Consider the following 12,535-nt stretch of genomic DNA (forward strand, 5'->3'; position numbering starts at 1 on the left):
CCTCATGGATCCACCGCCATCGAGCGGAACTTGCGCTCATCCGCGAGGGTCGCGGCATCGACGACGCCAAGCTGGCCGGCGCTGACGCCTTGCGCCGCTTCCAGCCGCCAGATCTGGGTCAGGATTATGCCGAGCTCGGCGGTGACGCGGGTGTTGAGATCGACGGCGGCCTTCAGACCGTCCTGATCGTCGATGAGCCCGACCATGGTTTCGAGCCGTTCGAGGCTCTGGCCCGCTTCTTCGTGGCTTTCCTGCGCGGCAACCGACAGCATGGCGCTGGCCCCGGCCGAGGTGGCGATGCGGTTGTCGGCGGGTTGGTCGGAGCCCGAGAGCGTGCTCAGGCGTTCCGAGGTGAAGCCGCTGCCAGACAGCACCCGCTCGACCGAGGCAGAAAGCTCGGCACCGGGATTGAAGCCGCTCAGGAAATCGCCGCTGGCCAAAGACTGCGCGGTGTTGAGAGGGGCGACCAGCTTGCCACGCAGCGCGCGGAACTCCTCGACCGTGGCGAAGAGTTCTCCGAGCCCGCTGCCCTCAATCAGTGAGGTCAGTTGCGCCTCGAGGTTCGTCAGTTGCGACAGCTGGGTCTCAAGCTCCAGCCGCATGGTGGTCAGCTGTTGCATCTGGACGTTCAGGTCCTCGGCCATGTGCTCGAGCTGGGCCACGAGCTGGCCAAGCTGCGAGCCGTCGAAAGTCGGCACGCCCTGCGCCATGGCGGGGCCAGAGACCCCGAGTGTGGTGACCGCGGCTACGGTTAGGAGAAGCTGTCTCATTCGGGAACTCCCATCTGCATGAAGTCGCGTTCGGCCAGCCTGTCGGCCACGAGGTGCTGCGCGTAAGCGGCCTCGCGCTGCTGGTTGGCGGCCATCAGCCGGACGCGAAGGTTGAGGATGCGGCCGATCTCGGCCTTGGCGTAGGTGTTGAGTTCCCAGGCCGCCTTGGCATTGGGTTGCGCATCGATCTGCAGGATGATCGCACGCAGGCGGTTGATAACCTGTTCGGTGGTCGCCGAACTGTCGGCGGCGTAATAGACGCCCGCCTCGGAAATGCTGGCATATTCGGCGAGCGCAAAGTCTGAAGGTGAGAGCGTGCCAAGCGCATCGGCACCGCCCACCACGGCGAGATACTCGTTGTAGAACTTCGAGATATTGCGCACGTAGCCTTGCGTTTCGGCAAAGGGCGGCACCCCGCCGTATTCGATGACCCGGCCCGGCCCCGCGTTATAGGCCGCAAGTGCGTGGGGGATGTTGCCGAAGCGATTGAGCTGGGTGGTGATGTAGCGCGCGCCGCCGCGCAGATTGTCCTTCACGTCATATCGGTCGACGCCGAGGTCCGAGGCAGTGCCGGGCATGAGCTGGGTCAGCCCATAGGCCCCGACCGGGCTTTCAGCGGCGACATTGAATCGACTTTCCTGCTTGATCAGGGCCTGGAAGAGGCAGCGCCACTGGGTGGCCGAGAGACCGGCCCGGGCCACACCCGGGGCGCCTGCGAACTCGCCCGCGACCTCGACGATCATCATCTCGACCGTCTCGCGGCCCTCGCCGAAGAGGCGGCTGTTCATCGGGCTCGGGTCAGTATTGGGGTAGACGGCCGCCACCCCGAATTCCGCATTGCCCTCGAGCGCGCGGATGTCGAAGCCGGGACCGGTGATCGCGGCGGTCATCTCCTCGAGGACGCGCAGCTGGTCGGCTTGGACGTCGGCCAGCGTGGATTCGGTGCGATCCTTGTCCTGCTGGACGCCCAGATCCTCGGCCAATGCCGTCACCCGTGCGATGGCGCGACCGATGGCGGAATTATCCTGCGTCGGCACGCCCTGGGCGAGCGCGGGCAGGGCGCCGAGGCCAAGGCAGAGCCCGGCGGATATGATCGCGGCGCGGCTCATTCCGGACGGGGCAGGGTTTCGAAGATGCAGTCGGGTTTGGCTGCCTGCTGAACTGGTGCGCCCATAGTCGAGACCGAAAACGCGGACCGCGTGACCTGCGGCTCGCCATTGCGCCCGAAGCAGGGCGAGGTTTGTTCGGTGTATGTCTCGCAAGCCGACAGCGAGCTGGCGGCGGCGCAAAGCATAAGGAGGGGTTTCAAATTCATATCACATGTCTCCAGAAATCGGGATTGGCGCGCCAATCGGCGGGCACGCGGGCTTCGCCAGTGGCGCCGCCGCCAAGGATGGGGAGGAGGTCTCCAAGCGCGGAGAGATCGGCATCGACGAAGACGCTGTCGCCCGCCGAACGCACAAGCGCGATGCGCTGGCCGATGGTGGGCTGGACGAGAAGGGCAGCCTCCTTGGCGTTCACGCGCAGAAAGTCGTAATCGGAGATCGTGGCGCGGTCGTTCGGGAAAAGGATTTGGGTGGGCACCGTCTCGACGATGGTCTTGCCGACGCGGCTGCCCTCCAGCTGGCTCGGATACTGCGTCATCATGATCACGACGCAGTTCATCTTGCGAAGTGTCACCAGCCAGTTTTCCAGCCGCGCCCCGAAGTAGGGATCGTCGAGAAGCTTCCAGGCCTCGTCGAGCACGATGATGGTGGGGCGGCGGTCCTCGACCACGCGTTCGATCTGGCGGAAGATGTAGGAGAGCACCGCCATCCGCTCGGTCGTCATGTCGAGGATTTCGGTCATATCGAATCCGACGATGTCGCCTGTAAGCTTGAGACCCGCGCCCCGTTCGGGCTCATCAAAGACCCAGCCATAACGTCCGCCCGGCGCCCATTCGGCAACGCGGGATTGCAGCTCGCCATCGTCATCGAGCGACTGGAACAGGGTCTCGAAACTGGCGAAGCGTTGCAGGGCCGTACCCGCATCGGCGTTCTGGCCGACCGCGCTCTGGATGTGGCGAGACTGCTCGCCCGAGAGCGTGCCATTGCGCGTGAGAAGGGTCGCAAGCCAATCCGAAAGCCAGGCACGGCCACGCTCGTCGGTTTCGGTAGCGAGCGGGTTCAGCCCCGTCGGCACGCCGGCCCGGATTTCGTTGTACCGGCCGCCAAGGGCGCGGACGGCCATCTCGAGGCCGCGATCTTTGTCGAAGAAAAAAAGCCGCGCGCCGACCCGCTGTGCCTGTGCCGCGAGGAAGGCAGTGGTGAGCGTCTTGCCGGTCCCGGTGCGCCCGAGCACAAGCGTATGGCCGACCGTGGGTTCCTTGCCGGGGCTGCCCGCCTCGTGGAAATTGAACCGATAGCCCGAGGTGCCAACCGTGGGCAGGACCGAGATCGTCTGGCCCCAGGGCGATTGATCCGGGCCACGTCCTTCGACGCTGCCGTGAAGCGCCGCGAAATCCGCGAAGTTGATCGAGGAGATCGGCGTCTTGCGCGCGCGGTAGCCGAAGTTGCCGGGCGACTGCGCGAAGTAGGTGGCTTTCAGCGCCATATTCTCGCGCACGATGACGGACATGATCTCCTGGCCGACGCGTTTGATCTGGGCAGCAGCACGTTCGAGCATGTCACGGTCGGGCGCATAGACGGCGATGGAGAGGTGATGGTCCCCGAAAGCGATCCGTCCCGCCTCCTGGTCATCGGCGGCCTGGCCCAACTGTTCTCGCAAGGAGACGGCAGCATCGTCGGAGGCATGCATCTGGCGGATGATCCGCTGGATGCGTTCGGCCATGATGTTGTTCGGGATCGGGCTGAAGGAGTTCGTCAGAACAATGTCGAGCGGCAGGTCGAGCGCGTCGAGCAACGTAACGTCTGTCAGGGCCGGATAGGATTTCATCGAAAAGAGTGCGCCGTATTTGACCTGGCCGGTCACGGCGTCGGTCAGGGTGACGACATCGCCGTTGAAGGTGGCGCGGCAATTGCTCAGGGTGTACGACAGAGGCAGGGCGCTTTGCCCGAAGGCGATGGGGGAGAATGCCCCAGCGTTCAGCGTATTGAGGTAGCCCAGCCATTCACCGCCCGACTTCGTGAGCCTGACGGGGTTGGCCGAGGCAAGCGCCACCTCGAAGAAGCCCATGACCTCGTTCAGCTCCTGCAGGCGTGTCGCGCGGTCCTTGACCCAGGCCTTGCGGGCCAGCGCCCGCAGAAGCGGAATGCGCGCGGAGATATCGGGGCGCCGGATGACGCTGAGATAGAGCTGGCGCTTGGCGGGGCGAAGGTCTTTGACATGGGCCTGCCAGCGCGTGTCGATCGCGGCTGCGAAACTGTCCCCTTCGATGGGGTGCATCCCGAGATCCTGCGGTACGGAGATGCGGTGGATGTAGAAACCGAACGCATTGCCGGTCTGGGCGACGATGGCAGCGACTGCGCGTTTGAGCGCGTCGAGCCGGGCGTCCTCGCTGGTCATCGGGTTCAGCCCATCAAGGCGCAGGGTCGCCAAGAGGTCACCTTCGCGCAGCACCATCACATCGTCATCCGCCATCGCGAAATACGGCAGGTGTTCGGCGAGATAGCTCTCCCGCGCGAACGCCCCGCCACCCGCTTGATGCAAGGCGGTCCCGAAGGAAGAAAGGGTGCCTGCATCACGCGCCAAAGCTGTCGCCTCCGTGCAGGGCCCGGTTCTTCGTCGCGCGCACAGAGCCGTAGGAGATGCGCAGCACCTCGAAGAAATGTGGCTCTCGATCGGCCACAAACCAGAGGATCGGATAGGCGACGAGCCCGACCAGGAAGAAGACCATCGACTTCGTCCAGATGAACGGCAGAACGACCCCGGTCGCCAGAACCACGAGGTATCCGACGGGGAGACCCAGATACTTGGGCGGTCGGGCGAGGCCCAGAAAGAGCGGGGATCGTTCTGCCAACTCGATTCTCCAGCCTTAGGAGAAACCGTCGACGATGGTACCGGCCGAGAAGATCAGCACGATCCCGATGATGACGGAGGCGAACCAGCCCCAGTTGAGCCGTCCCATCATACACATGAAGCCGGTGCCGATGACCGCGAGCGTGGCGACCGCGATACCGATCGGACCGGTCAGTGCGGCCTCGACGGTTTCCAGCATGGTCTGGATCGGTGACAAGTCTTGCGCGAGAGCTGGCGTTGCGAAAGCCGCCAGAGTTGTGGCGACAGGCAAGAGGCGGCTGAGGCGATGTCGAAGCATGCGGAGTTCCCTTGTTTTACTGAAGATCGATGAGGACGGGCGCGCGGGCTGGCCCCCGGTCTGCGACGCGGATGTCCGGCGCGGAAACGGGTGTGCCTGCCAGCCGGGAGCGGATCCGGTGGATTCGCGCGATGTAGTTGCGGGTTTCGGCGAAGGGTGGAATGCCGGAATATTCGACTACGCGGTGCGGCCCGGCGTTGTAGGCTGCCAGCGCCAGGTCGATATCCTTGAACGTGGCGAGTTGCTCCAGTAGATAGCGCGCCGCGCCGTCGAGGTTCTGCGACGGATTGCGCGGATCGACCCCGAGTGTACGGGCCGTGTCCGGCATCAGCTGGCCCAGGCCATAAGCGCCCTTGGGGCTGACGGCAGTCGGATTGTAGCTGCTTTCCGCCTCAACCAGGGCGCGGAACAGAACCCGCCAGTCGTCGGCACCCAGACCAACCTGGCGCAGGGCACGGTTCCCCTGGTGGCGGACGGCAGTTGTCTGGATCAGAGCGAGGATGCCGTCGCGACCGGGAGGCGGAGTGGATTCCAATGAGGCCAGAACGACTTCCGCCTCAGCACTAGCATCCAGCCCCGCCCATGCGGGCCTCGCGCCGTGGAAGGTCCAGCCGGAAGTCCTGGCCGCGCCGTCGCGACCGAAGGCGATGACGTCAGCCGCGCTCCTCGAGGGTGAGCTCATAGTCAGGACCAAAGCGCAGATCGCGCCCGTCACCGAACTCGAGATGATGTTTGAAGAGCCCCGGCCATATGTTGAAGTATCGCGGCTCAGGACCATGCGGGGTAATCCGGGTCGAGACCAGAACGGCTTCCGGCTCGCCCTCGCGCAGGTAGATGCACTGGTAGCGCGGCTTGCCATCGTCCGTGAACCCCACGAGCTCATACCGGCAGCGGTACGCGATGCCCTTTTCGGACAGGTCTTTGACACCATCGATGGTGATCAGGATCTGGTTGCGCGCTATCGGCATGTTCGGACTCTCCCCACGAGAGCCCTTCTACTTCACGACACTAAGTCCATAAAGTCATATAGAGTCAATACGACATATTGCAGAAAATTACATATTGCACGATAGTTGCCGCAACTTTTGCGGGAGAGCGACATGAGACGACAGGTGATGGCGGCAACGATGGGAGTGATGGCGGTGTTCGGATCCCCGGAGAAGGCGCAGGCCTATGACATTGACTGTGCCATTATGCTCTGCATGGCGGGTGGTTTCCCCCCGAGCGCCGTCTGCGCCCGCGCCTATCGTACTATGATCCGCCGCATCACGCCCTGGCCGAGCCTGCCGCCCTTCGGGGTCTGCACCTTCGCCCATGTGCCGGTTGAGTTGGGTGGGTCGGGAGGAGAGGGTGAGCTCGACACCAACCTGCCGGAATACGAATGGCTGAACCGGACCCATGTGATCTGGTTCGTCGGGAATTCATACAAGCCCCGAGATGAATCTCGCCAGTGGAATTGGTCAGTCCGCTCTTGCGATCGCGAGAATCAGACCTGTCGGTACATTCAGCGGGTCTACGGGTCTCACGCACCCTGGCCTGCAACATTCATCTCGGAAAGTGGCCAGGAGGTCGCCTATCCGACTAGCGGGGGCCGATGGCACTTATATTCCCGCAGCATCATGGTCGAATACGCTGACTACGAGGGCCACATGGGCCACTCGGAGTGGTTTTCCTACTGATCCGTTTGCTTGGTCGATTCTAGGGAGAACGGCCTTGCCTCTACTGATTGAAATTCAACTCCATCTGGATCGACGTGCCAACGGCGGCTCACGGAGCCATCATTCCAAAGGTAATCGGTAAAGACATGAACTTCTGATTGATTTGCCACAGTGTAACCTTCCTGGAAAGGCCAACCTGTTAGTTTCTTGACCACTAACTTCGGGCCACTGTTGCCAAGTTCATTTTGACTGTCGTCACTCATAACACCCTGTCCAAATAGCGTGCTTAACAATTCGAGAGATTAAAATTCTTGTATGCAGGGTTTTCTTTTGGCGGCTTGGGTAGTGGAGGCGAGTATGACGTCATCGAAAAACGTTGGCGTTCAGTTCAGATTTTAGGAAAGGTGAAATTACCTGCCGAGTTTCGCTCAGTTTCCGATAAGTGTTTTCCGTCCGCTAGAAGTATAAATCGGCTGGGATGAAACCTCCTCATGGCTGAAAATCAGCCATGAGGAGTACATACAGCACTCATTAACGGGAGAGTTGTCTTGGTCTTTCGTTGCTCAATACTCCGATACTTGCGTCTCTCGACCTACCGCCGTGTGGGAACTTGGTCCTCTACGTACTTGAAACACATGGCCAGAATGCCAGCGATCACCATGTACACAACGGCCAGCAACAACAGCGGTTCATAGACGATAAACGTGTCCTGACGAACACGCGACGACACTGCGAACACTTCGACAATGGTAATGGTTGCGACAAGCGGGGTTGCTTTCAGTTGCAGGATGGCCTCGCCTCCCAACGTGGGAAGGACATTTCGAATGGCAAGAGGCAACCAGATGCGTCGGAAGATCATCGAACGTGGCATTCCGAACGATCTTGCGGCCTCCAGCTGACCTTTGGCAACGCTGGACAGGGCGCCCCGCATCACTTCGCCTTCATAGCCCGCCACGGAAAAGGACAGCGCCAGAAGGGCATAGGGCCATGCGCTGCGCAGATAGGGCCAGAGCACGCTGTCGCGGATACCGTCAATTTGCGGAAAGACCGACCCCAACCCGTAGTAAAGCAACCAGATTTGCAGAAGCAGGGGGGTGCCGCGGATGATGGTGCAAAAGATTCTGGCGGGCCAGGCCAGGTAAAAGGGGCCAATTGCCTGTGCGATGCCAAGAGGCACCGCCATGGCAAAGCCCAAAACCAGCGAAACCACAAGCAGGATCAGGGTGTTGATCACGCCTTCTAGCGCCAGCGGGGCGTAGTCCGGCAGCCAGTCCCATCTGAGGGCAATGGCACACCAGGCCACGAAAGCGCCGAACAGGATCATCAGCACAATGCGGTGAGGGATGAAAAGGGATTTCAGCATGATCACGAGACGCCCCCCTTCAGTGATGGCTGGCCGCGCCGGGCCCATTTTTCAATCCGGCCGAAGATGGCGCCCGAAAACAGGGTGACCATCAGGTAAAGCGCCCCTGCCGCCAGGAAAAAGGTGAAATAGGCGCGGGTGCTGCTGGCGGCCTGACGTGTTTCCAGCGTCAGTTCGCTAAAGCCAACCACAGCCAGAAGCGCGGTGTCTTTGGTGGCAATCAGCCACAAGTTTGCAAGGCCGGGTGTGGCAAAGCTCATCATGGCAGGAATGGTGACCCGGCGCAGGATAAGAGGGGCCGGCATCCCATAGGCTTTGGCCGCTTCCAGCTGTCCTGCCGGAATGGCGTTGATGGCGCCGCGCAGCACTTCGGTGGCATAGGCACCCTGCACAACCCCCAGCACCCCGATCCCGGCGGCAACGCCGCTGATCTCAACCCGGCCATAGCCCACGGCTTCGGCCAGTTGGTTGATCAGGTCGGTTCCTATGAAATAGAGGATCAGGATCAGCACCAGTTCGGGCACAGACCGCACCACGGTTGTGTAGATCCCCCACAGATCACGGGCGAGCGGGCCGCCATTGATTTTCCCATAAGCGCCAAAGAGGCCGATGACAAAACCCATTCCAAATGCACCGAGTGCAATCTGAAGGGACTTGGCGAGCCCTTTGAGCAAATTCATCCCCCAACCGGGGGATGAAAGTGAGAGCAGCTGGAGGCTGTCGCCAAGGCCCAGTGCGTTGATTACAGCATCCATCGTACTTGTCTTTACTCGCTGTAGATTGAGGTCGTGAAGTAACGCGAGGTGATCTCGGCATGGGTGCCATCGGCCAGAATGGCCGCGATCCCGGTGTTCAGCGCTTCGCGAAGGTCGTCTTCGCCTTTGCGCACGCCTGCACCTACACCTTTGCCAAGGATGGCTTCGTCATTGGCCACGGCCCCAACGATCTTGCAGCACCCGCCATCGTCCGAGTCAACAAAATCGGCCATTGCGATGCTGTCTGCCTGAGCGGCGTCAATACGACCGGACATCAGATCCTGATTTGCCTCATCCTGGGTCTGATAGACGCGAATTTCGGAATCAGTGAAATGGGTTTGGGCATAGGTCTGGTGGATGGTCGATGCCTGAACGCCAATCACCTTCCCGGCGAGCCCTTCGGGAGTCGGTTCAAAATCCATCGACTTATCCGCCACGATTACAGCGGGCGTGTTGTAGTAGGGATCGCTGAAATCAATGGTTTTTAGGCGTTCCTCGGTGATCGACATCGATGCCATGATGGCGTCAATTTGCTTGCCGTTCAGCGAAGGGATAATGCCATCCCATGCGATGGGGGTAATTTCGCAATCCAGCTTGGCGGCGTCGCAGATGGCATTGATCACTTCAATTTCCCAGCCTTCCCATTCTCCGGACGAGGTGGGTGATGCGAAGGGCGGGTAGGGTTCAGCCGCAACACCGATTTTGACGGTCTCAGCTGGCGCGGCCCCGGCAAGGCAGAAAAAGGTCAGGCCAAGTGCGGCACTCTTCAAGTGATTCATGTTTACTCTCTCCTTGTTGGATTTATGTGGCTCAGGCGACGGTTTGTAAAAATTGTTTAAGCCGCTCTGATTTTGGATTCCCAAAGACTTCATCGGGGTTGCCCTGTTCTTCGATCTGCCCCTGATAGAGATAGACCACTTTGCTTGCGACCTCGCGGGCAAAACTCATTTCGTGGGTTACAAGCAACATCGTGCGGCCTTCTGCCGCCAAATCTCGGATAACGCCCAGAACCTCACCCACCAGTTCGGGATCAAGGGCGCTGGTCGGTTCGTCAAACAGCATCACCTCGGGATCAACGGCCAGGGCGCGCGCGATGGCGGCGCGTTGCTGTTGCCCGCCCGACAGGAACAAAGGATGGGTATCTTCCTTGTCCGACAGGCCGACACGTTCCAGCAAGCCCCGCGCCTTGGCGATGGCTTCGTCACGGGGCACTTTCAGGACATGCACCGGCACTTCGATCAGGTTTTCCAGAATGGTCCGATGGCTCCACAAATTAAAGCTTTGAAACACCATCGCCACGCGGGTGCGGATCCGTTCCAGCTGTTTCTGGTTGGCAGCAGATCCGTCCGGCTTCATCAGGATCTTTTCGCCATTCACACGAATGTCGCCCGAGGTTGGGGTTTCCAGAAAGTTGATGCAGCGCAGCATTGTCGATTTGCCTGACCCGCTGCCGCCGATGATCGCCACCACATCCCCTTCGGATGCTTCAAGGGAAACGCCCTTCAGAACTTCGAGGTTTCCGAAGCTCTTATGCAGGTCATCGACCATGATTGCGTTCGGCGTCTCGGCTGTGTCCATGTTCTTTTCCCTTTGGCTCATCTGCTGGTTGCGCATTTGGCATTCTGTATTTATACAACAGTATAACGACGGGTCAAAAAAAATCGCAACACAAATCTGAAAAGCCTGTAAGGGCATGATAAACAACATAATTTGTTGCGGTTTCTTTGATTTACGGTGCGCGACGTACCAACGGGCTGATGGCTGCCGGGCGGGCCTGGAGCTAGAAAATGGACTGGAGATCGACATGAAGATGGCAAAGATTGTAGAGCGGTTGCAGGGGTCGGGTGGGGCCAAATGGGAGGTCCACAATCGTGCAAAAGACCTTGCGGCGGCGGGCCGGGACGTGATCATGTTAACGATCGGCGAGCCCGATGTTCCGCCTTCATCGGATCTTCTGGAAACAGCCATTTCGGCGATTCGCGCCGGGCGCACCAACTATTCAGACGGGCGCGGAGAACCCGAACTGCGTGAGGCGTTGGCAAACTATTATACCGATCGTGACGGGCGTGCCTTCGGCCCGGAAAACATCCTGTGTTTTCCCGGTACGCAAACCGCACTTTATGGGGTGATGCGGGGCCTGGCCGAAAGCGGTGACGAGGTGCTGGTGGGCGATCCGATGTATGCCACCTATGAAGGTGTTGTTCGCGCCAGCGGTGCGGATGTGGTCAAGGTGCCGCTGCGCCCGGAACATGGGTTCCGGATTCAGGCGGCGGATATCAAGGCGCGGATCACTGATCGCACCTGCGCTGTGTTGCTGACCACGCCACATAACCCGACCGGCGCGATCCTGACCCCGCAGGACATCACCGAAATTGGCGCATTGGCGAAAGAGCATGATTTCTGGATCATCTCAGACGAGGTCTATTCTGAACTGATTTTTGGCGACACGGAATTCGAATCACCGCAGGCCCGTGAAGATCTGCAGGATCGTGTTGTGGTGGTCTCGTCGATTTCCAAATCCCACGCCGCACCGGGGTTCCGCAGCGGGTGGTGTGTTGGATCGGCAGAGTTCATCGAGGGTCTCTTGCCGCTGGCCGAAGCCATGCTGTTTGGCAATCAGCCGTTTATCGCGGATATGACCGCCAAGGCGGTGCGCGATGGATCATTGGTGGCCGAGGGCATGTGCCGCCGTTTTTCTGCCCGCGCGCAACGCATGGAGGATCAGTTGGGGCACAATCAGACCTGTCTGCGGGTGAGCCGGCCTGACGCTGGCATGTTTGCCTTGATGGATGTGGCCGGCACCGGGCTGGATGGTGACGCATTTGCAAATGCGCTTCTGGATCGTCAGGGCGTGGCCGTGATGCCGGGGTCCTCGTTCGGGGAGGGGCTGAACAGCTGGGTACGGGTCGCGCTGACGGTGCCGGATGCGGAATTTGATACGGCGCTGACCCGGGTAAAGGCGTTTTGTGACGCTTTGTAATGCTTTGTGTCGGCCCGAGGTTTTCAGTTTCTTCCGATAAGGTTAGATTGTGACAAATGCCAACGGGCCGTACAGGCCGCGCCATGGGTCGCACAGGAAGCCACGAATGGAAAAGCAGCGAAAATCTTTCAGCCGGGAAGGTCCGGAACAGCGTCGTGCGGATCTTATTCTGGCGACATTGGACCTGATCGGCGAAAGTGGCTTTAACAGCGCCACGGTGCGCGCGATTTCCGTGCGCGCCGAGGTCACGCAGGGTTTGATCCGGCACTATTTTTCAACCAAGGAAGACCTGATCAACGCCGCCTATGCGCATCATATGAGCGAAATGACCGGGCAGGGCCTGCTGCTTGATCACGATCCCGCCGCATCTGCTTTGGTGCAATTGCGCAATATTGTTGTGGCCAACCTGACCGCTCCGGTTCTGGACGAGAAGAATCTGGTGCTCTGGGCATCGTTCATTGGGAAAATCCGTAACGAACCCGGTATTCGGGACACGCATAAACAGACCTATCTGCAGTTTCGCGAAGGGTTGCAGGAGTGTATTGCCGCCGCATTGCATGAGGCGGGCCGTGACCCGTCAGAGACCGAGTGCCGCAGATTGGCCATTGCCTGCAATGCGCAGATTGACGGGTTATGGATGGAAGGGTGCTCTATCTCGGTGGAATTCAGTACAGATGAAATCGTAGAGATCGGGCTGGCGTCGATTGGTGCGCTGCTTGGTCTTGATCTTAAGGACGCAGCCTAAACACTCCGG

At 60.3% G+C, this 12,535-nt stretch carries 16 protein-coding genes; 3 read left to right on the forward strand and 13 right to left on the reverse strand.

What is annotated here, in order from left to right; translation table 11 throughout:
* Positions 1 to 2: 2 nt before the first annotated feature.
* The 8 genes from ACP15V_RS15805 to ACP15V_RS15840 are packed head-to-tail and all read right to left on the reverse strand — an operon-like array spanning position 3 to position 5,993.
* Positions 3 to 770, reverse strand: a complete 768-nt coding sequence (locus ACP15V_RS15805; RefSeq protein WP_170627176.1) for a type IV secretion system protein — start codon at positions 768 to 770, stop codon at positions 3 to 5.
* Positions 767 to 1,879 (reverse strand): lytic transglycosylase domain-containing protein, encoded by a 1,113-nt coding sequence (locus ACP15V_RS15810; protein ID WP_424944681.1) that lies wholly within the window; start codon positions 1,877 to 1,879, stop codon positions 767 to 769. The genes ACP15V_RS15805 and ACP15V_RS15810 overlap by 4 nt, the downstream gene beginning before the upstream one ends.
* Complete coding sequence (locus ACP15V_RS15815) at positions 1,876 to 2,085, reverse strand: hypothetical protein (protein WP_170627172.1); 210 nt, start codon at positions 2,083 to 2,085, stop codon at positions 1,876 to 1,878. Before ACP15V_RS15815 ends, ACP15V_RS15810 begins: the two co-directional genes overlap by 4 nt.
* On the reverse strand, positions 2,082 to 4,460 hold the full coding sequence (locus tag ACP15V_RS15820; protein WP_424944682.1) for a type IV secretion system protein B4: 2,379 nt from the start codon (positions 4,458 to 4,460) through the stop codon (positions 2,082 to 2,084). Before ACP15V_RS15820 ends, ACP15V_RS15815 begins: the two co-directional genes overlap by 4 nt.
* Positions 4,450 to 4,728 (reverse strand): VirB3 family type IV secretion system protein, encoded by a 279-nt coding sequence (locus tag ACP15V_RS15825; protein WP_170627168.1) that lies wholly within the window; start codon positions 4,726 to 4,728, stop codon positions 4,450 to 4,452. Before ACP15V_RS15825 ends, ACP15V_RS15820 begins: the two co-directional genes overlap by 11 nt.
* Positions 4,729 to 4,743: 15 nt before the next feature.
* The gene (locus ACP15V_RS15830; RefSeq protein WP_040181317.1) at positions 4,744 to 5,025 is read right to left on the reverse strand and encodes a TrbC/VirB2 family protein; all 282 of its coding nucleotides are present in this window, start codon (positions 5,023 to 5,025) and stop codon (positions 4,744 to 4,746) included.
* Positions 5,026 to 5,041: 16 nt separating this feature from the next.
* Entirely contained in the window at positions 5,042 to 5,707 is a 666-nt protein-coding gene (locus ACP15V_RS15835; protein WP_424944683.1) for a lytic transglycosylase domain-containing protein, read from the reverse strand.
* On the reverse strand, positions 5,679 to 5,993 hold the full coding sequence (locus ACP15V_RS15840; protein ID WP_424944684.1) for a hypothetical protein: 315 nt from the start codon (positions 5,991 to 5,993) through the stop codon (positions 5,679 to 5,681). Before ACP15V_RS15840 ends, ACP15V_RS15835 begins: the two co-directional genes overlap by 29 nt.
* Positions 5,994 to 6,125: 132 nt before the next feature.
* On the opposite strand from ACP15V_RS15840, the gene ACP15V_RS15845 reads away from it, so the two are divergent.
* Positions 6,126 to 6,704, forward strand: coding sequence for a hypothetical protein (locus ACP15V_RS15845; protein ID WP_424944685.1), 579 nt, complete (start codon positions 6,126 to 6,128; stop codon positions 6,702 to 6,704).
* Here ACP15V_RS15845 and ACP15V_RS15850 read toward each other — a convergent pair.
* From ACP15V_RS15850 to ACP15V_RS15870, 5 genes are all read right to left on the reverse strand, one after another.
* Positions 6,698 to 6,946 (reverse strand): hypothetical protein, encoded by a 249-nt coding sequence (locus ACP15V_RS15850; RefSeq protein WP_424944686.1) that lies wholly within the window; start codon positions 6,944 to 6,946, stop codon positions 6,698 to 6,700. The genes ACP15V_RS15845 and ACP15V_RS15850 overlap by 7 nt on opposite strands.
* Positions 6,947 to 7,275: 329 nt before the next feature.
* A complete protein-coding gene (locus ACP15V_RS15855; protein ID WP_424944687.1) occupies positions 7,276 to 8,052 on the reverse strand; it encodes an ABC transporter permease in 777 nt (258 codons plus the stop codon).
* Positions 8,049 to 8,801 (reverse strand): ABC transporter permease, encoded by a 753-nt coding sequence (locus tag ACP15V_RS15860; RefSeq protein WP_424944688.1) that lies wholly within the window; start codon positions 8,799 to 8,801, stop codon positions 8,049 to 8,051. Before ACP15V_RS15860 ends, ACP15V_RS15855 begins: the two co-directional genes overlap by 4 nt.
* An 11-nt stretch (positions 8,802 to 8,812) precedes the next feature.
* A complete protein-coding gene (locus tag ACP15V_RS15865) occupies positions 8,813 to 9,580 on the reverse strand; it encodes a transporter substrate-binding domain-containing protein (protein WP_424944689.1) in 768 nt (255 codons plus the stop codon).
* Positions 9,581 to 9,611: 31 nt separating this feature from the next.
* A complete protein-coding gene (locus ACP15V_RS15870; RefSeq protein WP_424944690.1) occupies positions 9,612 to 10,379 on the reverse strand; it encodes an ABC transporter ATP-binding protein in 768 nt (255 codons plus the stop codon).
* Positions 10,380 to 10,605: 226 nt separating this feature from the next.
* Here ACP15V_RS15870 and ACP15V_RS15875 point away from each other — a divergent pair, with 226 nt between their 5' ends.
* Together ACP15V_RS15875 and ACP15V_RS15880 are read left to right on the forward strand one after the other, a co-directional pair.
* Entirely contained in the window at positions 10,606 to 11,781 is a 1,176-nt protein-coding gene (locus tag ACP15V_RS15875; RefSeq protein WP_424944691.1) for a pyridoxal phosphate-dependent aminotransferase, read from the forward strand.
* 106 nt (positions 11,782 to 11,887) lie between these two features.
* Positions 11,888 to 12,526, forward strand: coding sequence for a TetR/AcrR family transcriptional regulator (locus ACP15V_RS15880; RefSeq protein ID WP_424944692.1), 639 nt, complete (start codon positions 11,888 to 11,890; stop codon positions 12,524 to 12,526).
* Positions 12,527 to 12,535 lie beyond the last annotated feature (9 nt).

This window comes from Aliiroseovarius crassostreae (genome assembly GCF_049803815.1).
Classification (GTDB): Bacteria; Pseudomonadota; Alphaproteobacteria; order Rhodobacterales; family Rhodobacteraceae; genus Aliiroseovarius; species Aliiroseovarius crassostreae_A.

What these genes read in the sequence shown, in the direction of transcription:
- ACP15V_RS15805 (WP_170627176.1), bottom strand. Translation starts at nt 770, where the DNA reads ATGAGACAGCTTCTCCTAACCGTAGCCGCGGTCACCACACTCGGGGTC.
- ACP15V_RS15845 (WP_424944685.1), top strand. Translation starts at nt 6,126, where the DNA reads ATGAGACGACAGGTGATGGCGGCAACGATGGGAGTGATGGCGGTGTTC.
- ACP15V_RS15830 (WP_040181317.1), bottom strand. Translation starts at nt 5,025, where the DNA reads ATGCTTCGACATCGCCTCAGCCGCCTCTTGCCTGTCGCCACAACTCTG.
- ACP15V_RS15835 (WP_424944683.1), bottom strand. Translation starts at nt 5,707, where the DNA reads ATGAGCTCACCCTCGAGGAGCGCGGCTGACGTCATCGCCTTCGGTCGC.
- ACP15V_RS15870 (WP_424944690.1), bottom strand. Translation starts at nt 10,379, where the DNA reads ATGGACACAGCCGAGACGCCGAACGCAATCATGGTCGATGACCTGCAT.
- ACP15V_RS15815 (WP_170627172.1), bottom strand. Translation starts at nt 2,085, where the DNA reads ATGAATTTGAAACCCCTCCTTATGCTTTGCGCCGCCGCCAGCTCGCTG.
- ACP15V_RS15850 (WP_424944686.1), bottom strand. Translation starts at nt 6,946, where the DNA reads ATGAGTGACGACAGTCAAAATGAACTTGGCAACAGTGGCCCGAAGTTA.
- ACP15V_RS15880 (WP_424944692.1), top strand. Translation starts at nt 11,888, where the DNA reads ATGGAAAAGCAGCGAAAATCTTTCAGCCGGGAAGGTCCGGAACAGCGT.
- ACP15V_RS15875 (WP_424944691.1), top strand. Translation starts at nt 10,606, where the DNA reads ATGAAGATGGCAAAGATTGTAGAGCGGTTGCAGGGGTCGGGTGGGGCC.
- ACP15V_RS15860 (WP_424944688.1), bottom strand. Translation starts at nt 8,801, where the DNA reads ATGGATGCTGTAATCAACGCACTGGGCCTTGGCGACAGCCTCCAGCTG.
- ACP15V_RS15810 (WP_424944681.1), bottom strand. Translation starts at nt 1,879, where the DNA reads ATGAGCCGCGCCGCGATCATATCCGCCGGGCTCTGCCTTGGCCTCGGC.
- ACP15V_RS15840 (WP_424944684.1), bottom strand. Translation starts at nt 5,993, where the DNA reads ATGCCGATAGCGCGCAACCAGATCCTGATCACCATCGATGGTGTCAAA.
- ACP15V_RS15865 (WP_424944689.1), bottom strand. Translation starts at nt 9,580, where the DNA reads ATGAATCACTTGAAGAGTGCCGCACTTGGCCTGACCTTTTTCTGCCTT.